This window comes from Allomuricauda sp. F6463D (assembly GCF_023015965.1).
Taxonomy (GTDB): Bacteria; Bacteroidota; Bacteroidia; order Flavobacteriales; family Flavobacteriaceae; genus Flagellimonas.
Genome location: NZ_JALKAN010000001.1, coordinates 1,697,549 through 1,721,862 on the forward strand (window position 1 = coordinate 1,697,549; position 24,314 = coordinate 1,721,862).

General features: G+C 40.3%; 26 protein-coding genes and 1 pseudogene. 18 read left to right on the forward strand and 9 right to left on the reverse strand.

Annotated elements, in window-relative coordinates; genetic code table 11:
* Window positions 1–54 precede the first annotated feature (54 nt).
* Window positions 55–1,110, reverse strand: a complete 1,056-nt coding sequence (locus MWU56_RS07550; RefSeq protein WP_247043413.1) for an IS110 family transposase — start codon at window positions 1,108–1,110, stop codon at window positions 55–57.
* 198 nt (window positions 1,111–1,308) lie between these two features.
* On the opposite strand from MWU56_RS07550, the gene MWU56_RS07555 reads away from it, so the two are divergent.
* Both MWU56_RS07555 and MWU56_RS07560 read left to right on the forward strand, forming a co-directional pair.
* The gene (locus MWU56_RS07555; RefSeq protein WP_247043414.1) at window positions 1,309–1,548 is read left to right on the forward strand and encodes a hypothetical protein; all 240 of its coding nucleotides are present in this window, start codon (window positions 1,309–1,311) and stop codon (window positions 1,546–1,548) included.
* Window positions 1,532–2,008 (forward strand): hypothetical protein, encoded by a 477-nt coding sequence (locus tag MWU56_RS07560; RefSeq protein WP_247043415.1) that lies wholly within the window; start codon window positions 1,532–1,534, stop codon window positions 2,006–2,008. The genes MWU56_RS07555 and MWU56_RS07560 overlap by 17 nt, the downstream gene beginning before the upstream one ends.
* Window positions 2,009–2,052: 44 nt before the next feature.
* On the opposite strand, the pseudogene MWU56_RS07565 reads toward MWU56_RS07560, so the two are convergent.
* Window positions 2,053–2,541 (reverse strand): annotated as a pseudogene (locus MWU56_RS07565) (IS110 family transposase); the annotation flags it as partial.
* Between the two features lie 10 nt (window positions 2,542–2,551).
* Here MWU56_RS07565 and MWU56_RS07570 point away from each other — a divergent pair.
* Window positions 2,552–3,376 (forward strand): type I restriction endonuclease subunit R, EcoR124 family, encoded by an 825-nt coding sequence (locus tag MWU56_RS07570; RefSeq protein ID WP_247043416.1) that lies wholly within the window; start codon window positions 2,552–2,554, stop codon window positions 3,374–3,376.
* 264 nt (window positions 3,377–3,640) lie between these two features.
* Here MWU56_RS07570 and MWU56_RS07575 read toward each other — a convergent pair whose 3' ends face one another.
* Window positions 3,641–4,477 carry a DUF932 domain-containing protein gene (locus tag MWU56_RS07575; protein WP_247043417.1) on the reverse strand — a complete coding sequence of 279 codons (837 nt, stop codon included), beginning with the start codon at window positions 4,475–4,477 and terminating at the stop codon, window positions 3,641–3,643.
* A 269-nt stretch (window positions 4,478–4,746) separates the two neighbouring features.
* Here MWU56_RS07575 and MWU56_RS07580 point away from each other — a divergent pair, with 269 nt between their 5' ends.
* A complete protein-coding gene (locus tag MWU56_RS07580; RefSeq protein ID WP_247043418.1) occupies window positions 4,747–5,313 on the forward strand; it encodes an AAA family ATPase in 567 nt (188 codons plus the stop codon).
* 248 nt (window positions 5,314–5,561) lie between these two features.
* Here MWU56_RS07580 and MWU56_RS07585 read toward each other — a convergent pair whose 3' ends face one another.
* The gene (locus MWU56_RS07585; protein ID WP_247043419.1) at window positions 5,562–7,202 is read right to left on the reverse strand and encodes an AraC family transcriptional regulator; all 1,641 of its coding nucleotides are present in this window, start codon (window positions 7,200–7,202) and stop codon (window positions 5,562–5,564) included.
* Between the two features lie 398 nt (window positions 7,203–7,600).
* Between MWU56_RS07585 and MWU56_RS07590 the strand changes: the two genes are divergently transcribed.
* Genes MWU56_RS07590 through MWU56_RS07600 form a run of 3 tightly spaced genes read left to right on the forward strand, consistent with a single transcriptional unit; the run spans window position 7,601 to window position 9,346 of the window.
* Complete coding sequence (locus MWU56_RS07590) at window positions 7,601–8,221, forward strand: hypothetical protein (protein WP_247043420.1); 621 nt, start codon at window positions 7,601–7,603, stop codon at window positions 8,219–8,221.
* Complete coding sequence (locus tag MWU56_RS07595; protein ID WP_247043423.1) at window positions 8,214–8,465, forward strand: hypothetical protein; 252 nt, start codon at window positions 8,214–8,216, stop codon at window positions 8,463–8,465. The genes MWU56_RS07590 and MWU56_RS07595 overlap by 8 nt, the downstream gene beginning before the upstream one ends.
* A gap of 17 nt (window positions 8,466–8,482) precedes the next feature.
* Window positions 8,483–9,346 carry an AraC family transcriptional regulator gene (locus MWU56_RS07600; protein ID WP_247043424.1) on the forward strand — a complete coding sequence of 288 codons (864 nt, stop codon included), beginning with the start codon at window positions 8,483–8,485 and terminating at the stop codon, window positions 9,344–9,346.
* A 261-nt stretch (window positions 9,347–9,607) separates the two neighbouring features.
* Here the strand turns inward: MWU56_RS07600 and MWU56_RS07605 are convergent, their stop codons facing one another.
* Window positions 9,608–10,720: a LytTR family transcriptional regulator gene (locus tag MWU56_RS07605; protein WP_247043426.1), complete on the reverse strand. Its 1,113-nt coding sequence runs from the start codon at window positions 10,718–10,720 to the stop codon at window positions 9,608–9,610.
* Between the two features lie 208 nt (window positions 10,721–10,928).
* Here MWU56_RS07605 and MWU56_RS07610 point away from each other — a divergent pair, with 208 nt between their 5' ends.
* From MWU56_RS07610 to MWU56_RS07645, 8 genes are all read left to right on the forward strand, one after another.
* Window positions 10,929–12,551, forward strand: a complete 1,623-nt coding sequence (locus MWU56_RS07610; RefSeq protein WP_247043427.1) for a hypothetical protein — start codon at window positions 10,929–10,931, stop codon at window positions 12,549–12,551.
* Between the two features lie 74 nt (window positions 12,552–12,625).
* Entirely contained in the window at window positions 12,626–13,588 is a 963-nt protein-coding gene (locus MWU56_RS07615) for a cytochrome P460 family protein (protein WP_247043428.1), read from the forward strand.
* 51 nt (window positions 13,589–13,639) lie between these two features.
* Window positions 13,640–14,002 (forward strand): c-type cytochrome, encoded by a 363-nt coding sequence (locus MWU56_RS07620; protein WP_247043429.1) that lies wholly within the window; start codon window positions 13,640–13,642, stop codon window positions 14,000–14,002.
* Window positions 14,003–14,017: 15 nt separating this feature from the next.
* The gene (locus MWU56_RS07625; protein WP_247043430.1) at window positions 14,018–14,434 is read left to right on the forward strand and encodes an OB-fold putative lipoprotein; all 417 of its coding nucleotides are present in this window, start codon (window positions 14,018–14,020) and stop codon (window positions 14,432–14,434) included.
* A 6-nt stretch (window positions 14,435–14,440) separates the two neighbouring features.
* Window positions 14,441–14,983, forward strand: coding sequence for a YceI family protein (locus tag MWU56_RS07630; protein ID WP_247043431.1), 543 nt, complete (start codon window positions 14,441–14,443; stop codon window positions 14,981–14,983).
* Window positions 14,984–14,988: 5 nt separating this feature from the next.
* Window positions 14,989–15,891: a DUF5777 family beta-barrel protein gene (locus MWU56_RS07635; protein WP_247043432.1), complete on the forward strand. Its 903-nt coding sequence runs from the start codon at window positions 14,989–14,991 to the stop codon at window positions 15,889–15,891.
* Between the two features lie 26 nt (window positions 15,892–15,917).
* Entirely contained in the window at window positions 15,918–16,328 is a 411-nt protein-coding gene (locus tag MWU56_RS07640) for a thioesterase family protein (protein WP_247043433.1), read from the forward strand.
* A 96-nt stretch (window positions 16,329–16,424) separates the two neighbouring features.
* Complete coding sequence (locus tag MWU56_RS07645) at window positions 16,425–16,754, forward strand: helix-turn-helix domain-containing protein (RefSeq protein WP_247043435.1); 330 nt, start codon at window positions 16,425–16,427, stop codon at window positions 16,752–16,754.
* A 141-nt stretch (window positions 16,755–16,895) separates the two neighbouring features.
* Here MWU56_RS07645 and MWU56_RS07650 read toward each other — a convergent pair whose 3' ends face one another.
* Entirely contained in the window at window positions 16,896–17,702 is an 807-nt protein-coding gene (locus MWU56_RS07650; protein ID WP_247043437.1) for a hypothetical protein, read from the reverse strand.
* A 244-nt stretch (window positions 17,703–17,946) separates the two neighbouring features.
* Here MWU56_RS07650 and MWU56_RS07655 point away from each other — a divergent pair, with 244 nt between their 5' ends.
* The 3 genes from MWU56_RS07655 to MWU56_RS07665 all read left to right on the forward strand — a co-directional run bounded on the left by MWU56_RS07655 (window position 17,947) and on the right by MWU56_RS07665 (window position 21,740).
* Window positions 17,947–18,174, forward strand: a complete 228-nt coding sequence (locus MWU56_RS07655; RefSeq protein WP_247043439.1) for a hypothetical protein — start codon at window positions 17,947–17,949, stop codon at window positions 18,172–18,174.
* Between the two features lie 83 nt (window positions 18,175–18,257).
* Window positions 18,258–18,983 (forward strand): GLPGLI family protein, encoded by a 726-nt coding sequence (locus MWU56_RS07660; RefSeq protein WP_247043441.1) that lies wholly within the window; start codon window positions 18,258–18,260, stop codon window positions 18,981–18,983.
* Window positions 18,984–19,061: 78 nt separating this feature from the next.
* The gene (locus MWU56_RS07665) at window positions 19,062–21,740 is read left to right on the forward strand and encodes a TonB-dependent receptor (RefSeq protein WP_247043443.1); all 2,679 of its coding nucleotides are present in this window, start codon (window positions 19,062–19,064) and stop codon (window positions 21,738–21,740) included.
* Between the two features lie 590 nt (window positions 21,741–22,330).
* Here MWU56_RS07665 and MWU56_RS07670 read toward each other — a convergent pair.
* From MWU56_RS07670 to MWU56_RS07680, 3 genes are read right to left on the reverse strand one after another with little or no spacing between them, the layout of a single operon-like run.
* Window positions 22,331–23,218, reverse strand: coding sequence for a HipA domain-containing protein (locus MWU56_RS07670; protein WP_247043445.1), 888 nt, complete (start codon window positions 23,216–23,218; stop codon window positions 22,331–22,333).
* Between the two features lie 28 nt (window positions 23,219–23,246).
* Window positions 23,247–23,561, reverse strand: a complete 315-nt coding sequence (locus tag MWU56_RS07675) for a HipA N-terminal domain-containing protein (RefSeq protein WP_247043446.1) — start codon at window positions 23,559–23,561, stop codon at window positions 23,247–23,249.
* Window positions 23,558–23,773: a helix-turn-helix domain-containing protein gene (locus MWU56_RS07680; RefSeq protein ID WP_247043448.1), complete on the reverse strand. Its 216-nt coding sequence runs from the start codon at window positions 23,771–23,773 to the stop codon at window positions 23,558–23,560. The genes MWU56_RS07675 and MWU56_RS07680 overlap by 4 nt, the downstream gene beginning before the upstream one ends.
* Window positions 23,774–24,314 lie beyond the last annotated feature (541 nt).

Here is a 24,314-nt window from a genome sequence, read left to right on the forward strand (position 1 = left end):
TTCTCTACTTCTATTGTGAGCTTTGTTATGTTTCTTCAATCCGTTTAAATTTCCTTATTCCACTACCCCTATCTCATAGGGAACGCCCGTCTTTATAACTGCCAATGTCCGGCTCAAAAGCTTTCGGGCCACTTTGACGATCACCGATTTCACGTTCTTGCCCCGGTGCCTGCGATAGTACCCCTGCATCACCGGGTCCGTCCTGATCGCCTGCCAGGAGGCCTCGATGAAATAGCTCCTTATCAATCGGTGCGCCCGCATGCTCACCCCCGTGTGCCGCATGGCATCCCCACTTTGGTAGATGCCCGGGGCCAGCCCCACATAGCCCGCCAACTGCTTGATGTTGTTGAACCTGCGGAGGTCCCCAAGCTCGCTCAAGATGCCACTGGCCACGATGGGGCCTATCCCCGGTATGCTGCGCAACAACATGTAACCCTTTTTAAAGTGTGCCTTGGTATGGCGTCTCAACAGGGTGGACACGTCCCTGAACTCTTGGTCGACGAACCGAAATGTGCGCATACGACTGTGCAATACTTCTTTGCCCGCATCGTATTCAAACTCCAGGCCGTCCAACCAGTCCCTGAAACCGTGGCTCCAATGGTCATTGTCGAACTCCTCGGGAACAACTATCCCGCAATACAACAGCTGCATCTTGATGTAGCTCTTGATCTGGCGCATGTCCTTGACCAGGTCGTTGCGGCGACGGAAAAGGCTCCGCAACTGCTCCCTACATCTATCGAGGACCACGATGCCCTCCAGGCGGCCGTCCTTCAGTTCCCGGGCGATCAGCTGGGCATCGATACGGTCGGTTTTGGTATGGCGCTCCTTGCCCTTTCTGAAAATATCCGCAGGGTTGACGACCAATGAGCTCCAACCATAGCCCACAAAGGCGCGGTGCGCACTGTAACCGCAACATCCCGCTTCGTAGGCCGTGGACACATCGTAATCCGGATAGTGCCTCTCTACGTATTCGAATAGTTTCCCAGGATCGGGAGGCATGGAAAAGGTGCGTCCACCTGACAAATCCGTCGAACAGTGGACCTTCCAACTGCGCTTGTGTATGTCGATACCAATGAATAACTTGGGACAGGCGGTCTGTTGTGTTTTCATATCTTTTGATTTTGGTGAATCTTAAAGATACTCGACAGGCTGCTTTTACATAGATGCTAACCGCAATTACGGCGGATTCGACTACGTCCGAATCCACGCGGAATTGCTAAGGCTAGTGCTAAACCGAAAATTAAGGCATATTAACTCGTAACTGGCGGTTATACGAACCGTTGTGCACAATATCTGAACAGAACGCAAATGAAAGAAAATAAAGATAGAGTTATAATTGCAAGTGACGTAAATGAACGCGACGGAATTGGAGTTGAAATCTATCGAAATGACGAGTTGATTGCGGAAATATTTAGAGACGATACGGAAAAAACAAGAACAATACGGATTTTTAAAGAAAATATTCCGCTCGAATTAATGGAGGAATGTATTCAGACCTTTAAAAAAGAAATTCCTTGGGATTTCATTGAATATGGAGAAAAAGATTAAAATAGGACGTTGGACAATTACCGACAATGGAATTGAAACAACAAAAGATAATAATGCACCTGTTGAGTTCAGTATTTCTGAAATTTGGAGCGTTATAAAAAAAGGCGACAATTATGTTTATGAACTACCTGTTTACTTATGCTCAAAAGGTTGGATTTCTAACTTGGACTTGCTTGACTTTAATAGTGCTTTTTTAGTTTGTCAAGAAATTTTTGAGAATAAAAAGCCAAAGGACTTTCCAAAAGTAAGTTGGTCTGAAACACTAAAAAGACAATATAAAAGATTTAGTTATAGTTTGGATATAAATTCATTTGAGGGAAGAAAACAATATGAATACGAAAAGGAATATCGAGCGAATTTAACAATTGAGGAAAAGTTTGAACTATGCAAAGTTGATTTAAATCGAGATTATTCCAAAGAACCCGAAGTTTTTGGAGATGGAAATAGTAGAAAAAATTAAAAATACTGTGCACAACAAAGAACTGAGTTAAAAAACAAGTCTTTTTAAGCCAATCTCGACACATAGTTCTCATCATAGGGCAGCCCTGATTTTGCAATGGCAAATGCCTGCTTCAACAGTTTGTTGGATACCGCTATCAAAGCCAGCTTCTTGCTCTTCCCCTTCCCTGTCAAACGTTCATAGATTTCCTTACATGCCTTATTGTGCTTGCATGCCGAGAAGGCACATAGAAATAGAAGATTCCGCAATTTCCTGTTCCCTACCTTGCTTATCCTGCTCTTTCCCCGTACACTGCTGCCCGAACGCCTGGTCGTCGGAGTTATACCTGAATAATTGCAAAGCTGCCCAGCATTCTCGAATTTCGTAAAGCCCTCTGTTAGCACGATCAGAAGAGCCACTGTTTTGTCCCCGAGTCCCGGTATGCTCTTCAGGTTGGTAAGCTGCCGTTGCCGCGTTTTCTTGACCAATGCGAGCAATCGTGATTGAAGGCCCTCCAGCTCCCTGTCCAGGCTTTTCAATGAACGGACCAAGGAGGAAATCATTGTGCAGCCCTATGGGGATTATATTGAAAAGTTTGATGAGGCCGTGGAACGTGTAAGGGCCATTGTCCCCACTTTTGACAGTGTTAACGATTTGGTATCCGAAGCGGAAGAACTGGAATTTGTTAAGGCTTTTAGGGAGTTGATGCGGGTAAAAAATGTACTTGGTACGTTTACGGAGTTCAGTTTTGACGATCTTGGCATGGATGAGCAGACCTTTGAAAACTACAAGAGCAAGTACTTGAATCTATCTGACACCATACGATCGGAAACCCAAAAGGAGAAGGTATCCATTCTAAACGACATCGATTTTGAACTGGAACTGATCCGAAGGGATGAAATAAATGTCACGTATATTTTGACCCTATTGGCCAAACTTCACGATGCGGAGCCAAAGGAGCAAGAAGAGAAACGAAAAGCGATTTCGGACATGTTGGGCTCAGAAACGCAATTAAGGAGCAAAAAGGAACTGATCGAAAAGTTTATAACAGAAAATCTACCATTGATAACGGACTCCGAACTGGTGGCCAATGAATTCGAGTCCTTTTGGACCATAGAGAAGAAAAAGGCCATACTTCAATTGGCCAAAGACGAAAACTTGGATTACCAGAAATTAGTCGATCTGGTCAGTAATTACTTGTTTACGGAAAAGGAGCCCTTACGGGATGAGATCATTGCTGTAATAAAAGAAAGGCCCAGCCTTAGGGATAGGGCCACCTCATCCGAAAGGGTATTGGGCAAGGTAAAAGGCTTTGTGGAAACCTTTATGATGGGATGGGGTAGACAGTACAGAGCAGGTAAGTCCTTTTATCATCGACTATATCAATGACATCACCAATCCTTTTTAGTAATTTTACCATATAGTTGCCACACCACGGTCAAGGATGGGCCAGCACCTGGCGGGTGATGGGGGCACAAACGGCTGATAAAGACAGCGTGATGTGGCAATGAACCCGCTTATTTGACCCTAAAAGACATGGTCCATAAAAAATATCCATCCCCTACCCCTCTATAAAAGACAACTTGACACAACATCGTAACATCCCTTAAAAACTCCGGTTTTACCTAGGCACCGGAGGGGCCTTAGCTGGCATTAGGCCATTTCATAAACGGTCTGGAACAACTCCTTGTCCAGTCTTTCCTGACGTGAAAAGCTTTTTTTGAGACTGCTATGCAGTACCGCATTAAAGGCATTATAACCCAACCAAAGGTTTGGTGTCACACCAAGTTGAGTGGCCTCGTCATCAAGGATATCAAGGACTTCACGGGCTCTTTTAGAGGGATCATCATTGGTATCACTGCATTCATAACGGAAGAGTGGGGTCTTATCGAGTACCTCTTTCACAAAGGCCTTGGTATCCAAAAGCTCCACGGTCATCATTTGGTGGAATCTATCGGAGATGGTATAGAACTCATTGTCCATGAACTTTTGAAAAAGTCCTTCCAGTTCGGGCATGATCAGGTTCACACTGTTCTTATGGTGCTTGATCGAAAAACCGATCTCCATCTGTGCCACGTGCAGGCCATTGGAGCACACCTTGCGATAGAACCCAAAATGTCCCGAAGTCCTTTCGCTCCCATCGTAGGAGTTGGTAAAGCGGAGCATGGGCAGAATGGCATCCTCGCGCTGCCCCACGGAAAACTGGGTGCTATCGGTCAGGATGAAGTCCATGCTGAAGCTCCGGTCCAAACGATTGATGATCTGACGTTGGTACGCCAGACCGGTTTTGATGACCCGCGCCTCGGCCTTCCCAAAAAACAGTTCATTGGGAATGTGCCCGTAGCGTTTGGAGACAACGTTCACAATCTTGCCATTACTCACAATAGCCTGTTCCATGCCTTTCCTAGTGGGCATTCCGGTCATTTCTTCAAAAGGTCTTACTTGTGTTGGTACAAAGACCTCGTCCTGTTGCAATCTGTTCAAATACATAATTTATGGATTTAAGGTTAAACAATATGTGCCGGACGCACCAAACGGAAGACAGGCTGTGGAGTGGCAAGGAAACGGAATATAAAGGGACGACAGGAACGGCTTTATGCCGTCCCTTGTCCGAAGACAGGCTGCGACGTTTACTTTGCGACACCTATTGATGGAACCCTTATTCCCATCATCCGATGGCGATTACTCGATTCCCCAGAAGTCTGTAATTTTGCCGACCATTAAAAAAACCGGATAAAACCAATCTATTTTCGTCAACCTTGAAACATACCAAAAACCATAATCCGTTTTATATCATCACAGGCGGCCCAGGTGTGGGCAAGACAACCCTTTTGGATGAACTAAAGAACAGGAGCTTTAGCGTTGTCCCAGAAATCGCCCGTGAACTGATACAAGAACAACAAGCTATCAATGGTGATTTCCTTCCCTGGAAAAACAAAAAAAACTATATGGAATTACTGTATCAGCGGTCGGTTGAGAGTTTTGAAAAAGTAATCCATGGTTATACCGGCACCGAACCTGTATTTTTCGACCGTGGCTTTTTGGATGCCCTTTGCTGTGCTGCTCTGGAAGGTATCCCCGTTACTAACGAAATGAAGACTTTTGCTGAAACAACCAGATACAACAACCAGGTATTCATATTGCCACCATGGAAGGACATCTACCAAACCGATGCCCAGCGAAAACAAGATTGGAACGAGGCAGTCTTTACCTATAACAAAATGATCCAAACGTACCGAAGCTATCAGTACGATCTCGTGGAAGTGCCCAAAACAACCGTTACAGAAAGAGCGGATTTTGTACTAGAATCGATGAGTACAAAGTAAATTCTCGCTAGCAACGTGTTCTGTCATCAAAGGGCAAGGATGATCCGGCAGGCAGCATTGGTTCAGCCCCCAATTTTCCCAACCTCCAATATGTCAGGGATTACAGTGAATAGCCCTGTCTCCGATGGGTAGGGCCTTGCAATGAAAAGCCCGGCCCCGAGTGGTCACACCCAAAAAACACCCTTGTTGTGATTTTTGTATACCCCTGTTCGGGTATAGTCCCACAGGTAGCAGAATGTTATGCCCTTCTACCCGACATTCTGCTCTGCCTCTAACCGTTCCATGAAGAATATGGGGGTAATACCCACTCGCGATTTAAAGGCCTTGGTAAAGGTACGTTCACTATTGAACCCTGCTTCCTCAGTTAATGAACGATTACTATAATGGGCAAGTTTTCGATCTTGTTTCATTTGTGCAATGATATGGTCTACCCTAAGATCATTGATATATTCCATCACGTGCTTTCCCTTGTAATGGGTGATAATCAGGGAAAGGTATTTATTGTTCACCTCTAAAATGACCGCCAGCTTTCTTGCTGACATTTTTTTATCCAGAAACTTTCTTTTCTTTTCAAAGTCTTCTAGATTGGCCAAAACCATATCAATCTTCTCCTTGGAGATTTCTAGTTTTTGAGAAGGGAAATTGTTCTTTACTTTTGGCTTCTTAGGTTGTGGGTTTTGACCATTAATGATGGCTTCAAACCTTTTGCGGTATATTTTTCGAGCTCTTTGATATCGATAGGCCTGCATTATAAATAAAAGAATTAAAAATAGCCCAATGGCAATACCTATATGCTCCCTCCTCTCCTTTATCCATAAAATTCGCTCCATATACTGCTTCTCCCGTTGGATTCCTTTCAGGTCATAGCCATCCTTTATCTTGTCATCCAAATATTGGCTCTGGGAACGCATAAAATTTATGGCCTCTATATGTTTCTTTAGATATTGCAATCGAAGTTCTTGGTTTTTCGAAGAGGAATAGTACTCCGTAAGATAGGGATAAGCACTCAGTAGCTCTGCTTTCATATAGCCTCGGTTCGTAAAACTGGCATCTACTTTTTTGAAATATTCCACCGCCTTTTCCCGATGCCCCAACTCCCAATGACTTTTTCCAAGGTAAAATTCGCTCAGCACCTCATTGGCAAAATCGTTTCCTCTGGCACGGATAAGGTGCAGACTACTGTCCAAATGGGCTAGTGCCAATAGATAATTCCCCTCCATGGTATGGTTAATTCCCTCGGACTGCAGAAAATATAAAGTCAAGTCCGGATAGCCCAATCTTTCACCCTCCATCAGGCCCAATCGGTTAACGGAACGGCTCAGCCCATAATTCTTCATCTGTTGATGACAACGTCCCTGCAACAACAGGGTATTCAAATACCCAGGGACACTATTCTCCTGAAAATACGAACGGCAGGACCTGAGTAGGTCAAGTGCTTCGTCATAGTGTTCTGTATAGTATTTCACAAGGGCGATATTGTATTTGAGTTTGTGCTGCAAATAGGCATTCGTAGTCCCTGCCAAATACTGATCGGCCAAAAGATAGTTTTCCAAGGCCTCTTTATAAGTTTTGGAATTATAGAACACAATCCCTTTGGTGAGATAGGCCGCTCCAATCAAATCGGGCTTCCCTGCTTTTTTGGAAGTTAACACCATACTGTCCGCATAAGCTAGCTTGGTTCTCCCTACTGAGCGGTGAAGGTAGTTTTTATATCCTTGCACCAATTCTCCTAAATTGTCCTCTACCTTGGCTTTGGCCAAATAGGCGTGAAGATATCCACCTTGTTTCCTTGAACCCTTCGCTGCACTTTTAATTCTATCAAACAGCACGTCGTACCCCAAATCGGTAAGTGTATCGGAAGCCATGTCAAAGGGCTCTTGGCCCTTCATAGTGAACATGGCTAATAGAAACAGAAATGACAACCGTTTTCCAATCATAGGCCTTGGTAATGGTATGTGAAAGTGGAATGAACCCTAAATCAGCTCCCAAGGGGCCGAATAGCTATGCTTCATCGACGACCAACTCTGGGCAGCCACTCCCCAAGATACAATAACTGTACGTTTTTACCTACAAAATTGAAAAAAAGCAGGTAGGACGTTTTCTGGAATCCATCCAGTCATTTTCCTGAAAGCGCCGAACAAACCTTTGCAAGAACACTACTTTTGCCCATAGTTTTATAGTGAATTCAATGATCACGACCACCGGAATTCTCCGGAGGATAAAGGTTCTGATTACCCGGGTGAGTATGGACCGAATCAATAATCGGTAATTTAATAACTCATCAAAAATGAAACAATCTGTATATACCATAACAATAATTCTTTTACTATGCATTGCCTGTAGTCCAGATGAACAAACAACTAACTACCACATCTTTGAGGAACTCAAACCCGAGACAACAAACATGACTTTGTCCCCAGATAACAATGACAACCCCTATGACGAGATAGGACGAATTTATCGGAGCAATCAACTTAATGATACCTCCTTTGATGATATGACATGGCAGGAATTGGAGGGGCCAAACTTACAAATAGTCGTCAAAGACCTCGGTGTAAGCCACAAAGTGCAGTCCCATATAATGGATTTCGTCCACACCTTAGGTAATATCCAGCATAAGGAATATGCCGTGTTATACCATAGTATGATTTCCTACGAAGCACAAATTATGGATGACCCTGTACTTACGGATTTCGATAAGCAGGTCATCCTCACCTTTACTTCCATCATTCGACATGCTAGTCATCCTATGGCAACTTCTGAAAGTGCAAGTGAGGTTGAAGACGAAGATTGGGATATTTCCACCCCAAATGCCAGTGTGGTAATCCAATCTGTCATGAATCATATTAAAGAATTGTATCCCGCTCCACTATTACAGCAAAACCATTTATCCAAGAGTAATGATTGAAATCATTTTGGATAGAAAACGGAAATGGGGGATTATATGGGGCATATTCTTGGCTGTTCTCAATCTATCGGCCATCTTTATCATTATAGACCTGTTCGGTTATGATGAACTTGTGGATCATTACAATTATGAAGGGGTTGCCAAGAGCATACATCCCGAGAAACTGGCTTGGCTCTTGTTCATAAATGTGTTATGCAATCTTTTCATTATTGTGACCGCCTTGATGTCAAGATTTACAAAATGAAGAAACCTTGACCGCAATTGAAACCACCAAAGACTTTAGACAAGCGCCTAAATCATGGGTTACTGATTCTTTTTATTAAGGATAAGAACCTGGTACGGTCAGCCAACTCATCCTTTGACCCTCACTATTTTATCCTATTGCTTATTAAAAAGGGTAAGGCACAATTGCAAGTCAACGGGAATCATTTTAGGATACATCCCGGCAAGCTCTTATTAATATCGAAAGAAGAACCTTGGTCCATGGACAAGCCTTCCCCGAAAATACATATCGGAGTACTCGGCTTTACCATGAAATATGTTCTTGAAAATGGCATAAGACCGCTCCCCTATTCACTTATAAGACTATGGAGCAGTAACTTCCAGTCCATTGACCTTATGCAGAAAGAGGTTTCTTGGTTATTCCTCCTATTACAATTATTAGGGACCAAAGTCAGCTTTCCAACAACTTCCTTGGCCCATGGTTATGTCCTTCGCCATGGGCTTTACATGCTATTATGGGAATTGAGCGATCTTTTCCGAAAAGATGGTAAAGTTCCTTCCATTACACATACAGCAGGACATATGCTAGTACTTCAATTTATGGGTTTATTGGCCATCCATTTTAAAAGGGAGCACCGAGTCGGGTTTTACGCAAATTGTCTTAACGTAACACCAGATCATCTTTCCAAGACGGTCAAAAAACATACGGGCATAACGGTCAAGGCACATATTAAGACGATTCTTATGGAGGAGGCCAAAGCGTTGCTCCGGGATACGGTTTCCATCAAGGAAATTGCCCAAATATTAGGGTTCAAGACACTCTATGGATTCAGTAAATTCTTTAAAAGGAATGCCTCCCTATCTCCGAAATCCTATCGCATCAAAATCAAGACAATTCAATAAATACATAGAATTCAATGATTGCTTCCAGCCAAGTGATATGAAAACCGTTTCTTATTGGGATACATAGAAAAACACATAGCCTACAATTGGCATCACCCTTTCATTCTAACATAAGTTAATGGCAATTTAGGAACGTTTAAGGTTGACTTTTTTGAGTCGTACTGAACAGAAACAAGCCGTTATCTTTATTTTAAATTGAAATAATGAGCAATACAGTTTTTCTTATGTCTTCCGTATTATATGGCAGTAGTTACACAACATTCATGAATTCAGCCACTTTTTAAATTCCGATGCCTTATTCTTACTAACGATGATGTTAATGTCGGACTCTGGCACCACTTCAATTTTCAACTGATTGTTACCATACCTCAAAATCTTATGAATGGCGTTGATGGAGAGGATAAATTGCCTGTTGGCCCTGAAAAACTGGGAGTCGTCTAAATCATTCGAGAGTTCTTCCAAACTATTGTTACTAGTAGTAACCTTTCCGTCCAATCGCTTTACGTAGGTGACTGTGTTTTCAGTGAAGATATAAGCGATATCCTCGATGCTCAGTGAGACCAACTCATTTTTTAAATAGGTCAATACTCTTTTCTTTCCCTCTGAACCGTCCGGTTTTAAGCTACTTGTATCTGTAGCTTCCAGTTTTTTCTTGTATGCTGCCAAATCATGGTTTAATTTTGTGAGGCTCAATACCTCTTCAGAGAGTTTTTCATTTTTCTGTTCCAGTTGTCTTTCATAGGAACTTCCAATAGATCGAACCATTACCAACGATAAAAAAACAATAGCCAACCCTGTTAATACGTGCACAACAAGAAAGTGGTCTTGGACACTTTCTATCTCTTCATGAATCTTATTCATATTAGCATGCGCCGCGACAATCCAATCCGTATTCTTTACAGGATATAGGTAAATGATCTCTGAATCTCTACTGGGGTCTTCAAAATCTCGTACCCCCCCACCGGTTTCTTGATTTTTTAAATACGTATAAAAGTCTTTGGAATTCACTTCTTGACCCACCCCTTTCACATAGGATTCATTCGGTCCGGTTATTTTACCTATTTTTTCCGGATCGGGATGACAAATTTCCTTACCGGACCAATCAAACATGCAGACAAATCCCGCTTGGGTGTTCGTGTTCTCAATGCTATTTTGAAAGTTTCGTACTATGGTTTCCTCATCTATTTCATTATCGATTTGATAGGTAATCATTTTGGCCAGTTCTTGTGCCTCACGCTTACTGGATTCCAATTGTATTTTGAGAAATTGTTCTGTACTAAGGCCTACCAAGTAATTCATACTGAAATAAGCAGTAACAAAAACAATAACCAGCAAGGATAAAAAAGTCAATAAATAGAGTTTGTCTTTCTTCATTTGGCACATTTTGTTGCTAAAAATAGATATATCCATTTAAAAGTTAAGTCACAAAAGTGACAAAAGAAACTCAAAAAGAAGTCTCCTTTTTTTCAAGGTTATTTTATCCCTTTCACGGCGCTTTTTTCCCTGTCACGGAGTTTTCTTTTGAGGTAAGAGGTTGATATGGGTTCATTTGCACAAGTAAATCTCTTAAATGTAAATAATCATGAAAAAAGCAATTCTTCTGTTCGTGACATCAATGTTTTTACTGCACGGTTGTAGTAGTGATGACAACGGTTATGGAACAACAAACCCGGATCCAACACCCGAACCAACACCCGAACCAACAGTAAGTGTGCAATTGGCAAGCAATGCCACTCACGGTCAAATCCTAACAGACGGTGATGGCAATTCACTATACTTCTTCTCTAAAGACCAGGATGGACAATCTGCCTGTGGGGAAGCAGGTGATTGCATCAACATTTGGCCCCTCTTCTATGTAGAGAATTTGACACTGGGTGAAGGCCTTGTGGCAGCAGATTTTGGCGAGATTACCAGGGAAGATGGTGATAAACAAACAACTTACAAAGGTTGGCCACTATACTATTACATGAGTGACAACACCCCGGGAGACACCAATGGGGACGACGTGAACAACATTTGGTACGTGGCCAAGCCCGATTATTCTTTAATGTATGCGAAGGAACAACTGGTTGGACACGATGGCAATCACTATACAGGCGACTACACGGTTGGCGATGGCGAAACCAGTTATATTGTCGACATCGATGGTAGAACCCTGTACACCTTTACCAATGACACCAAAGATCAGAACAATTTCACGGCCCCTGATTTCTCAAATAATGGGGTATGGCCCATTGCTGAAATCACTTTGGATAAAATTCCAAGCATTCTGAACAGTGAAGATTTTGGGACTATTAATGTATATGGCAGAACCCAATTGACCTATAAAGGGTGGCCATTGTATTACTTCGGACAAGATGGACAGAGAGGGGACAACAAAGGGGTGAGCTTCCCTGCGCCAGGCGTATGGCCAATTGCCAATGTGGACACTCCCCCCGCTCCTGAAGCTGAGGCAGAAGCTACGGTAAAACTAGCTGACAATGATACCCATGGTAAAATCTTAACAGACATTGGAGGGAACTCGCTGTATTTCTTCTCCAAAGACCAAGATGGACAATCTGCTTGTGGAGAAGCTGGAAACTGCATCGATACTTGGCCAGTGTTTTACCAAGAAGATCTGATTTTGGACGAAGGACTTTCCGCTTCGGACTTTGGTGAAATCACAAGACAGGACGGGGCCAAGCAAACCACTTACAAGGGGTGGCCACTATACTATTACATGAGCGATAACACTCCTGGCGACACCAATGGGGACGATGTAAACCATGTTTGGTACGTGGCCAAACCCGATTATTCCCTAATGTATGCAAAAGAACAATTGGTAGGACATGATGGTAAAAACTACATTGATGATTACACAGAGGGAGATGGAGAGACCAGCTACATCGTTGACATCAATGGAAGGACCCTTTATACGTTTGCAAATGATACCAACGGACAGAACAACTTTACCGCTGAAGACTTTTCCAACAATGGGGTATGGCCCATTGCGGAAATCACTTTGGATAAAATTCCAAGCATTCTGAACAGTGAAGATTTTGGGACTATTAATGTATATGGCAGAACTCAATTGACCTATAAGGGATGGCCGTTGTACTACTTCGGACAAGATGATCAGCGAGGGGACAACAAAGGGGTGAGCTTCCCTGCCCCAGGCGTATGGCCTATTGCCAATGTGGACACACCAACGGCTCCTAGTAATTAATACATAGCATGGACAGATAAGTTTATTGGTTGGTTATTTGAAGTGCGGGTTTATACACTAAAAAGTTTTTAAAGATGAACAAAAAAGTATCAGGATATATTTTACTTCTTATTTTTCTTATTGGGTTATCAATCCTGGGTTCACAGTTTAGAAATGTTGTGGTAAACCCGCCAATAACCAGTGATTTTGGCGATACTCCAGAAAACATCAAAAATATTGTCCGTAATTCCTGTTATGACTGCCACTCCAATGAAACCCGATTAAAATGGTTTCATAAACTCCCTATAATTGCCAACATGGTAAAAGCGGATGTAGAGAAGGGAAGGCAGCATATCAATTTTTCAGAATGGGATACATATTCGGAAAAGGAGCAAGTAACTATCCTCTTCAATATGTTGACTAAGGTAAAAAAGGATATAATGCCTCCAAAGGAATATGTATTTGTTCACCCAGAAGCAAAATTGACACAAAACCAAGAGGAAGAATTGGAAACCTATATCAAGGGATTGAACAATTTCGCCAGCAATACAGGAAACGCAGAGTACAAAGAGCGCTATGAGAAGCAATATGAGAGATGGGAAAAAAATAAAGAAAAAGAAAAAAAGATTGAAAAATCCCCAAATGGGATTCCTTTTCCTGAAGACTATAGGAACTGGAAAGTAGTCAGTAGTTCCTTCCGAGTAGACCATAATTCACTCAGGGTAATTTTAGGAAATGATATCGCCATCAAGGCCATAGATGATAATGAAATAAATCCATGGCCGGATGGTGCCATCTTGGGCAAGGTCATCTGGGAGCAACGTAGCGATGAAAATTGGGAGGCAGCGTTAGTGCCTTCATCCTTTGTCCATGCCGAATTCATGTTCAAGGATGCAAAAAAGTACAAGGACACCCACGGCTGGGGATGGGCCAGATGGTTAGGCACGGAATTAAAGCCTTTTGGTGAAGATCCGTCGTTTACCCAAAGCTGTATAGAATGCCATTTGCCAGTAAAAAATAGGGACTACGTCTTTACCACACCTTCCATTTTTCCTTAAAAATCATATAACACCAAATCGGGATGCTTTTGTCCCATTAAAACAAAAAAAATGAGAAACAAAATAAGCATGGGTATTGGTATGCTATGTACCGGCCTATTCATCATCTTCTTCACCTCATGTGAAACCAATGTGGAAGAGGACACGATCATTGAGGACATGGTGGGCATGGAAGAAGAACCATGTATAGCCTCTTATACAGACGACATCCAAGCCATTATAGCCAATAATTGCTTGAGTTGCCACAGTGGAACCCAATTCCCCGATTTAAGGACATACCAGGGAGTAAGCACCAATGCGGGGATTGTCAAGACCCAGGTAGTGAATAGGACCATGCCCATTGGGGGGGCATTGACCAATGAAGAAATTGAATTGATTCGTTGTTGGGTGGACAATGGAGCGCCAAATAATTAATGAAATGATAGCGCGATGAAAAATAAAATCATATTGGTTCTTGTAGCTGTACTTATTGTACTTGGCGGCTATATAGCATTAAGAATGTACAACAAGCCCCATGTGAACGTGGCTGAATCCGACCCGGACCTTGTATTGCTTTCCCAAACCTTATTAGAGGATTTTGAGAGTGATGAAATAAGTGCCAACACAAAATATCTGGAGCAGATTATCCAAGTCACGGGCAAAATACAAAAACTTGGAACCGCTAATGGCAATGGTACAATTACATTGAACAATGGAGACTCCATGGGAAGTATCATATGCCATCTATCGGGTACGGAAAATAAAAAAATGGTTTCGTTGCGCGAAGGCCAAGAAATCATGGTAAAGGGTATTTGTACCGGATACCTAATGGATGTAATACTTATAAACTGTGTTTTAGTCAATTAGAAAAATATGAAAACGTTAACACTTACACTATTCATGGCCCTGTTTATAGGGTTAGCCCACGGGCAAGAAAAATATATTACCAAACAGGGCAATATTTCTTTTTATTCCCATTCTCCCGTGGAGGACATCGAGGCGGAGAACAACCAAGTCTTAAGTATTGTTGATACATCAGATGGAGAGATTGCAGTGTCATTGCTTATTCAATCCTTCATTTTTGAAAAATCATTGATGCAGGAACATTTTAACGAAAACTACATGGAATCGCATAAATATCCTAAAGCTATTTTCAGAGGGAAAATTTTGGAATTAGGGGATTTGACGGAAAATGATAAAACTGCAACTATTCAAGGTGAACTTACCATACGGGGCATTTCAAAACCCATTGAAACCACAGCCAACATTAAAAAAATGGATGACAGTATTGTTCTAACTGGCAGCTTCCTTGTGGAAGTCAAAGATTATAAAATCAAAATACCATCTATTGTGGCCAATAATATTGCCAAGACTATAAAAGTATCCTTCGAACTCATTCATCAACCCTACAATTAATTCAAATGAAAAAAGCAATTATACTCATAGCACTATTGGGATTGGGTGCCACATCATATGCACAAGATCTTTTGGGGATTTTAGAAGATGAGGCACCGGAAACCAAAAATTATGTTTCATCTACTTTTAAGGGAACCCGAATTTTAAACGGTCATTCTGTCGAAAACCGGAAAAAGGGAACATTGGAATTTATCATATCCCATCGTTTTGGAAGGGTAAATTTAGGTGTAGATGAATTATTTGGTCTTGATCAATCCAATATCCGGTTTGCCTTTGAACATGCGCTGACGGATAATTTTATGTTGGGCATTGGAAGGAGTAGTTTTGAAAAAACCTATGATGGCTTTTTCAAATATAAACTAGTACGTCAGAGCACCGGAAAAAACGCTTTTCCTGCCACTATCTCACTTTTCGGGAGCACTGCCTACAAATCTATAAAGGATTATGACCCCAATGATAAACCTGATTTCAACGATCGGCTATATTACACCTCCCAAGTGCTTATAGGCAGCAAATTATCACCTGGGATTTCCATCCAATTGAGCCCCACCTATATTCACAACAATACGGTTCGGACCAAAGATGATCCACACGATATTTTTGCACTCGGGTTCGGAAACAGAATAAAACTCAGCAATAGGGTCACTCTCAATGCTGAGTATTATTACACCTTTAATCCATTGGAATCCCTGAATACCAAAAATTCCTTGGCTTTTGGAGTGGATATTGAAACGGGAGGACACGTATTCCAGTTGATTCTTTCCAATTCCATCACCATGATAGAAAAGGGCTTTATAACAGAGACTACAGGAGGGTTCTTTGATGCCGACATCCATTTTGGTTTCAACATTTCAAGAGCGTTTCAAACGGGCGGCCGTAAAAAGAGACACCAGCTCAAAAAGTTATAGTCTGTATAGTTATCAAGGAAACATTAATGTGTACCATTCGATATAGGGTCTCCGGAACTGATGTAAATGATCATATGGTAATGGAGACCCATGCTTACTATGCTTATTCCTTAAGGCATATTTACAATTTTCTCAACGAATTGGGATTTTCAAGACAAAGCCTTAATAAAATGAAGATTTATCCTCATGTACAAAGAACCCATCTTGAAATCTTTAAACCTTTAATGTTCGGGATTAATTTTCTTATTGAGCTAAAAATAGGAAGATATAATTATAGCTCTGCAAGATTTGAAATGAACTTTAGCTATCTCAATTCCAGTTTTGAGCGTTGTGCAACCATGAAGTCGGATCTTTTAATTAAAAGTGCAACCAGCAAAGAAATCGACAATGATATTTCAAGGAAACTCATGAACCAAATTCGCATAATTACAGATTAAACCCTGTTTGTCTGGTTTGTAAAATGGCAGTAGGCCACCTATCATTATTTTGAACATTGCATTGGATAATTTATATAACTATCGAACTGTTTCCTCTTGTCAAGTCATCTAGGTGGAAATCAAACCGGGTCACGGAGCTTCTATAACGGTCTTTGGGGTAATCCAGGTCATCTTGGATATCATTACCACCATTCCTTTTCTTGGTATGGAATGTTGTTTGATCTTTTTAGAACAACTAAAAAGCATACGGGCATAAAAGTCAAGGCCCATATTAGTGAAATTCTCACGGAGGAAGTCAAAACGTTATTGCAGGACACTGCTCCTATTAAGGAGATTGCTCAAATTTTAGGATTCAAAACGCTCTATGGATTCAGTAAATTCTTTAAAAGAAATGCCTCCCTACCCCCTCAAATCCTATCGCATTAAGGTCATGACAACTCAATGAGCGCATAGAATTCAATGGTTTAGTCAAATTTAGATTCATGGAGAAATTTTTCCAATCGGTAAATTGGAAAATTCAACGCGTGTATCCGGTAGCACTCTTTGGTTTCCAAATAAAAACCTATACTACCTATCCAAGGTATTCGACCAGTACCCGGCTTCGTATTCAAAAAAATTATCATAATATGAAGGCCCCGTGGTATTCTCAATCAAATAGGCCGCCCTCAAAGGAATTCCATTAAGGTCAAAATAGAAAAAATCAAGGATTTTGGAATTGATGTTGGTTTTGGACAACCATTTTGAAACGGGTCTTTCTGTCCATGTGTTGATAAAATTAAAATCGTAATACTGGTAGGAATGAATAATTTCATGAGCTATCAAATCAGGGGTATATTGTGTTGGTTTATATAATATTACATTGCCTAAATTTACTGCGGCAAAATCATTTGAAAATATATTTGAATTTTCATTGGAAAAAATAAACTCACCGGTCAATAGACTTTTTTCCAATTCAAACTTATTGCCAAAAGCTATGTAAGCCGTCAACAAGAATGACACTGGCATCATTCTGTATTTAATTCTTGGTTTGTCATAAAGGCCCAGCTCAATTCTATTGAACCCGATATGCAAATACCATCTGTTCCAGTTGCCATCATTTCTAGCGGCACTTTCTACCACTGATGTCCCCAAGGAATTAACAATTTTGGCCGGCCAAGCATATTCCAAATTCTCCGTCGATGCAATCTTTCTTATGGTCCGTTTACTCTCAAATATCAGATACCCTCCTAAAGACCCCTTTAGAACACCAGACAGGAAAGCGTTTCCCAACTTTTGCTTTGGTTTTTTATTGATCAAGGCCCCGACGCCCCCGACAAGGGCTCCAAACCCTACATTATAAGCGGCCATTTCAAAATCAGTGTTTTGACTTTTCATGGTCATCATGGATAATAAAAAAAATACAATGACAACATTAAACCTGTCTCGAATCATCATTTAAGCTTTTAACAATAGAATGGAAATGTATGTTGAGACTACCTCCGTTAAATATAAACCTAATGGTTCATAAATAAACGGCATTTTATAAAATGCTTAATAACCACTTATGATTACCCAAAAAAGGTTGATAGTTTTAGTACCACCTATAGGGAATTAATTAGTAAACTTTAAATTTTAAAAAATGAAAAAAACAATTTTTTTTCTGGCGGCTTTTGCGTTTTCAATAGGAATCGCAAACGCAAAGGAAGTCAAACAAGGTTCCGAGACCCTTGAAATGGAACTATTTGGGTTAACTTGTCATGATGTTGCACTGGACTATGCATATAGGATTCTAGATGAGACAGGCAGCATAGGTGAGGCAGGGATAGCATATTCCTATGCAAAGGAACTTTGTGATTATTATAATTAATAACCTAGACTTGAACAATCACTCATGGGCTGCTTGAACTCAAGTAGCCCAAAGATTTACAATTACATTTAAATAAATCAAAGATGATCAAACGATTTTTATTCGCTATTTTTTTTACATCTTATACTATTGGAATTGCTCAGACCTATACCAATGGTGTTGTTACCTATAGTGTTGATATGGACGAATACATCGAGCGTATGGAATCCGACAACGAGTCAAGGCCCTCGGACAATTTGATGGTCAATACGGCCAATCAAATAAAAAAATTTAAGGTACAATTAGAATTCGATGGTTATCGGGGTATATTTAAAGTCCCACAATCACTTTCCTTGGATGGAAGAAATGAACTAGACAATCTTGTCAAATCATTTATCAGTAATGGAATTTACTATAGTAATCTTAAAGAAAATCTTCAAATATGGGCTACGGAATCCGATGGAAAAAAAATCAACGTTTTAAAAGAAAAAAAAGAAAATAAATGGGAGCTACAAAATGAGAAAAAGAAAATAGGTGATTTTATTTGTCATAAAGCAGTTTTTTTAAGAGAGGTCAATGGAAAGTCGCAAGAGATTATTGCGTGGTACGCGCCCGAAATACCACTTCAATTAGGGCCTAAAGAATATTTCGGAAATCTCCCGGGACTGATTTTGGAATTAAAAGAGCCTTTGTTAACATACAAATGCTCCAATATAAAATTTGGCGAAACAAAAATTGACAAGTGGCCAATGTTCAAGAATATAATAACTGAAACAGACTATCAAAATTTAATGGAAAAAACATGGGGTGCGCTATTTCAAAACAAATAGAATTAGCACTTTAAATTGACAAACTTCCATTAAAATGCACAACGGTAAAATAAATTAATTACAATCATCGGACAGGCTTTGATAAAAAAAATAGGCACTTCAATTTTACTGGCTTTTTCCTTAAATAGTGCCTTGGGCCAGATTGTTTTGTTCGGTAATGTGACAGACTCGATTGGTAAGGCCCCCTTGGCGAACACCAATATTCTTGCCTTCCCCAACAATAGTATGGAAAGGACTAGGTTTGCCATTAGCAATGAAAAAGGGGAGTATGTACTGCGGTTGGATAAAGGTATTACCTACTCCATCGAGGTAAGTTATCTAGGCTATCAAAGCCTTTCTTTCGAGCATACGGCTACCAAGGACGGTATCAAAAACCTTTTCTTGACCCCTAAGACCAATGATTTGGAAGAGGTGGTGTTGAATTATAAGATTCCCATCGAGATCAAAGAGGACACCATAATATATCAGACCGACGCCTTTGTTACGGGAGAAGAGCGTAAACTGCGTGAAGTGCTCAAAAAGCTTCCAGGCCTTGAAGTAGACCGGGAGGGAAATGTCACCGCACAAGGTAGAAAAGTAACCAAGGTACTGGTGGAGAACAAGGTTTTTTTTACCGGTAACAGTAAATTGGCCGTGAACAACATTCCCGCAGATGTGGTAGATCAAGTCCAAGTTCTGGACAACTACAACAAGGTTGGGTTCCTAAAAGGACTCCAGGATTCCGAAGAACTCGCCCTGAACATTAAGCTCAAGGAGGACAAGAAGAAATTTGCCTTTGGCGATATGGAAGTAGGCGGGGGCATCGAAAAACGGTATGTTGTCCACCCCAACCTTTTCTATTATAGTCCCGAGACCAATCTGAACTTTATCGGGGACCTAAACAATATGGGAATCAAAAGTTTCACCCTTGCAGATTATCTGGAGTTCAATGGTGGGTTTGGAAAACTGATAGGTGATGTCGGTAGCTATATCTCACTTAGCAGTGATAACTTTTCCCAGTTTTTGGCTAAGAATGACTTCAAGTCCAACATCAATCGTTTTGGTGCACTCAACATAAGGCAGTCAGTTTCCTCAAAAACGGATATCAATGGGTATACCATCGCAAATGGGAGTAATACGGAAACAGAAACGGATAACCTGAATATATACAACAACTCGGATGGGTCATTTGGCGAGAGCAGAAACGTTAACAACAATTTTGACAATTTTTTCATATTGGGAAAACTGACCTTGGATCACGAGCTCAATCGAAAGGCAAACTTATCTGTAAATTCTTTTGTAAAATTGACCAACAACGAGGTAAATGGCACCATTTTGACCCAAAGCTTTGGCCAAAGCACCATTTTCAATACTATTTCGGATGTATCCGACTTAAACCTCAAGCAAAACCTAGAGTACAATAAACGTTATTCCAACGCACAGACTCTTAGTTTGGAAGCCACATTTTCTCATAAAAAAAACACCCCAAATAATGTCTGGAAAACCAACGAGACCTTTCTTTTGGGACTTGTTCCTTTAGTCGAAGATGACATTTACAATATCGTTCAGCAAAAAGAAAACCAAAGCACTTCGTTTGATATGGTGTTAAAAAATTATTGGGTGCTAAACAATTTCAACCATATTTATACCACTTTTGGCACCAACTTAATATTTGAGAATTTTATAAGTCAAGAATACCAACAGCTTGTGAGCGAAACCGTCAACGATTTCTCAACAAATGGTTTTGGTAATTCCATTGAACATCGGTTCAATGATACGTTTTTGGGATTGGAATATAAATTTCTGGCAGGGATCTTTACTGTAAAATCAGGTCTTTTTTACCACAATTATATTTGGGACAACGACCAAGTTGGAATTTCAACCAACAACGACACCCAAGCCCTTTTACCTGCCTTTAATGTAGAAGCCGAGTTCAACAGAAGTGAAAAATTACGCTTTCAGTACAGGCAACGCATGCAGTTTCCAAGGATTGGGGAGTTGGCTGCCAATTTTTTGTTAGGCTCCTTCAATTCCGTATTATTGGGTGATCCCAATCTCCAAAGCGAACGCTACCACTCCTTTTCTTTGAATTATTTCAAATTCAGCCTGTTCAGGGGGCTGAACCTCAATGTTGGATTGACCTACAATAAAAAGACACAGAGTATAAAAAACAACACGATATTGGAAGGTATTGAACAATTTGTAGCTTATACCATGTTCAACGAACCTGAAAATTCCTTCTCCGCCAATTTCAACTTTGGCAAGAAGATCGGTAAAGTCAAAATGATTCTTAAGGGCAGGGGCAATCATAATGAATTCTACCAATTGGTCAACGACAATGTATCAAAAAACCTTTCACGTTCCATTTCGGCTACGGGCAAGTTAGAGACTTATTTCGAAAAATGGCCCAATTTGGAAGTTGGGTACGCACATCAGCCTTCCATTTACTCTACCGCCTCTACTAAAAATAACTTCGTCAATTCAAGGTTTTTTGCATATTTAGATTTTATTTTTCTTGATGACTTTCATTTGAAGGGAGACTTTGAAAGGAATGAATACAAAAATATAGGCGAAAACCTTACCAATATTTTTGATGTAGCTGGGGTTTCCCTGTTCTACCAAAAAGAAGATAGCCCTTGGGGGATTGAAATTTCGGCGACAAACCTTTTTGATGTAAGGTTTAAAAGGCAGAACACATTTTCCGACTTTTTGATCAGCGATCAGTATACTGCAGTGATGCCTAGAATTGTGATGTTCAAATTATCATATAAACTATAATCTTTAAGACTAATTTCTATAATAAAGAAACAATCCGTTCATTGACTGGATGAGCCGGGTAAACTGAGCCACCGGCTAGCTATGCTCACTTTGGTCTGGCGAAGGTGGTATACTATGTCCGGCGTTTCCAGCATAATAGGACTTAATATAGAACGATTGTCAAAATAGGACATTAGAACTGTGATTAGGTTACAATCTATAAAATCGGTTTACCTGTAACCTATGTGATTGTTATGGCTTTCCCCAAGATATTCTTTAAAAAGCTCCAAAAACGTCCTTCGAACAAAAATCTTTGGAACTGAAATCAACCCAAAGGCATTATAAACGCAAAAAAAGCCATGTGGATGTTATTGATACAAAGCAGCAATTTGGGATAAAAGGAATCCGACCTTCATTGTCCAATACATTAAATACATCCTTGCTGATGTACACTTGTTACCACCCTCCATACAGTTGTTTTAAAAAGTATACCTAATCGGAAAAAATCCGATTATCTAATCATAAAATGACAATATGAAATTGTATATATGGAACAAACACTTCATTCGAAAGTACATCGATTTGATCTTAAGACACCAATAAATGAATCGTTAAAACATCTTCAACCGATGCTCAAGTATTTTGGAATACTTTTCTTTCATGTCATCGGAAAGAAAAGAAATCGATATTAAATCCTTCCATTTCTGTTTTGCCTTAAACATGTCCTGAAGTATAGTTTCTATAGTTTTTTCGTTCAATTGCAATCGCTCCTTCGCATAATAATCCGTAAAGTCCGATGCTTTTAAATTACTTTTTTTTCCTTTCAGGTTCAATGCAATTTCTTCTTCAGGACTATTGATCGCAATGGAGGAGTTCAACAAATCGTAAGCAGGTGCCAGCGTCGTTTTGCCATTCTTTGTAATTAGGGAAAAGTTTTTAAGGTGCATGTCCTCGTTTCCAGTCACAAAGCAAAAAACCATTCTCTTGAAGAATTCCACTTTCTCAACCACAGGAAACGTACAAAATTCCTCAATAACGGGTACCAATTTCTCCATACTAAAACGATACTTGGTATCTCTGGTATTTCCAGTCAACTGGGCAAAATCTTCCGTTGCATATTTTTTCCCTTTACCATATCTGTCAAAACGCTTGATAAAATAGGACAGACTGCCATCCTTGCCATAAACCATTCCATGAAAGGGCACATTGATACCAAGGACCTTGGCCATGCGCATGGTCAGGTCCTCATTCTCCGTTAATTCCGGAAAAATATCATTTTGGGGTTTTATGATGTAGGTTCCGAATTGATCCACTACTTTAAACTCTTGTTCGACCACGGAAATATTCGCACTTAATTTAGGCTGTACTCCCTGTATGGATAATTTCTTTGCCCTGTTTGCCGCCTCTCTCCTCAATTCCGAGGCTGTATAGGGCAAATCATTTAAACCGGTCAACTTGGCAGCAATCATTTTGAGACCTTTCTCACTATATTTTGCCATACCGCAAGGTTCATATGTGATAGGACACCTATTCATCTTCCATAGGTTTTACGGTTACTGCACCTACCAAATCAGCACCAGTGGCCATTAATTGGGAGAAATAATCATTGTGGTCAATTTTGGAAATCTTAAGTAGTCCTTCCAACATAATACCTTCAGGCAACAATCCTTCAAAAAAGGGAGGGAACCCATTAAAACTGAATTCCTTTTGATCAACGGGCATGGTCAATGAAATCGCCTGACCACTGTAATCATCATCATATGTAAACATATACTCCTGAGGAGAGATTTCCGTTAAAACACCCGCCCTTTTTCCATGGGTATATACCACTGCCTTTCTCATACGTTTTCAGTCAATGGGCTTTTAAATTCCACTTCTATGTTCAATACCTGGAGCACGGCAAGGATGTTGCTCCAACGAACAGTCTCCTTATTTTTTTCGATATCAAAGACGGTTGTCTTACCTATACCGGCCAAATTGGCCAGTTCAAGCTGTGTCAGCCCTGCTTTCTTGCGATGGTTTTTAACCATCAAACCTAAATTAAAATCCGACATTTTTACCGTTTAAACAGTAAATATACGTATTTCATCAATTAAATAGTTGTTGAAACCAATTAATTTGATTGTAATTACCGTTATAGCAGTAATATCACCTATTAATATCAAGTTCTCTAGTTAAACTAGTGCAATGGCTAAATATTACCGCTAAAACAGTAATTTTACGAGATACTCATCTTTCCAAATCCTTATTTGAAAAAATTGACTAGAGGGGAAACACTGTATAATCGCACTTCCAGCCAAAGCTTAGTATTGAACAGATTATTTATACTGTTTAAATAGACAGCATTTAAAAGAACCAACATTTAGACCATATGAATTCGATCATCTTATATCACATTTAATTGATAATCAAATGTTTAATCATAAAGTAACCTATTCGGTGAGCATAAAATTAAAATGGACCCGAAAGCCCAATAAATAAAGGGATTCCAAAGGTAGGTTCTGGTGCCTCCGGCTCCACTAAAACATTATCAAAACAACACATTAAATCTGTAAATCATTGATTTACAGGTTTTTTTTATTTAAAGTAGTTTAA

Coding starts and splice junctions, on each gene's coding strand:
- MWU56_RS07550 (WP_247043413.1), bottom strand. CDS start 1,110: ATGAAAACACAACAGACCGCCTGTCCCAAGTTATTCATTGGTATCGAC.
- MWU56_RS07555 (WP_247043414.1), top strand. CDS start 1,309: ATGAAAGAAAATAAAGATAGAGTTATAATTGCAAGTGACGTAAATGAA.
- MWU56_RS07560 (WP_247043415.1), top strand. CDS start 1,532: ATGGAGAAAAAGATTAAAATAGGACGTTGGACAATTACCGACAATGGA.
- MWU56_RS07575 (WP_247043417.1), bottom strand. CDS start 4,477: ATGTATTTGAACAGATTGCAACAGGACGAGGTCTTTGTACCAACACAA.
- MWU56_RS07585 (WP_247043419.1), bottom strand. CDS start 7,202: ATGAAGGGCCAAGAGCCCTTTGACATGGCTTCCGATACACTTACCGAT.
- MWU56_RS07590 (WP_247043420.1), top strand. CDS start 7,601: ATGAAACAATCTGTATATACCATAACAATAATTCTTTTACTATGCATT.
- MWU56_RS07595 (WP_247043423.1), top strand. CDS start 8,214: ATGATTGAAATCATTTTGGATAGAAAACGGAAATGGGGGATTATATGG.
- MWU56_RS07605 (WP_247043426.1), bottom strand. CDS start 10,720: ATGAAGAAAGACAAACTCTATTTATTGACTTTTTTATCCTTGCTGGTT.
- MWU56_RS07610 (WP_247043427.1), top strand. CDS start 10,929: ATGAAAAAAGCAATTCTTCTGTTCGTGACATCAATGTTTTTACTGCAC.
- MWU56_RS07615 (WP_247043428.1), top strand. CDS start 12,626: ATGAACAAAAAAGTATCAGGATATATTTTACTTCTTATTTTTCTTATT.
- MWU56_RS07620 (WP_247043429.1), top strand. CDS start 13,640: ATGAGAAACAAAATAAGCATGGGTATTGGTATGCTATGTACCGGCCTA.
- MWU56_RS07625 (WP_247043430.1), top strand. CDS start 14,018: ATGAAAAATAAAATCATATTGGTTCTTGTAGCTGTACTTATTGTACTT.
- MWU56_RS07630 (WP_247043431.1), top strand. CDS start 14,441: ATGAAAACGTTAACACTTACACTATTCATGGCCCTGTTTATAGGGTTA.
- MWU56_RS07635 (WP_247043432.1), top strand. CDS start 14,989: ATGAAAAAAGCAATTATACTCATAGCACTATTGGGATTGGGTGCCACA.
- MWU56_RS07640 (WP_247043433.1), top strand. CDS start 15,918: ATGTGTACCATTCGATATAGGGTCTCCGGAACTGATGTAAATGATCAT.
- MWU56_RS07650 (WP_247043437.1), bottom strand. CDS start 17,702: ATGAAAAGTCAAAACACTGATTTTGAAATGGCCGCTTATAATGTAGGG.
- MWU56_RS07655 (WP_247043439.1), top strand. CDS start 17,947: ATGAAAAAAACAATTTTTTTTCTGGCGGCTTTTGCGTTTTCAATAGGA.
- MWU56_RS07660 (WP_247043441.1), top strand. CDS start 18,258: ATGATCAAACGATTTTTATTCGCTATTTTTTTTACATCTTATACTATT.
- MWU56_RS07670 (WP_247043445.1), bottom strand. CDS start 23,218: ATGGCAAAATATAGTGAGAAAGGTCTCAAAATGATTGCTGCCAAGTTG.
- MWU56_RS07675 (WP_247043446.1), bottom strand. CDS start 23,561: ATGAGAAAGGCAGTGGTATATACCCATGGAAAAAGGGCGGGTGTTTTA.
- MWU56_RS07680 (WP_247043448.1), bottom strand. CDS start 23,773: ATGTCGGATTTTAATTTAGGTTTGATGGTTAAAAACCATCGCAAGAAA.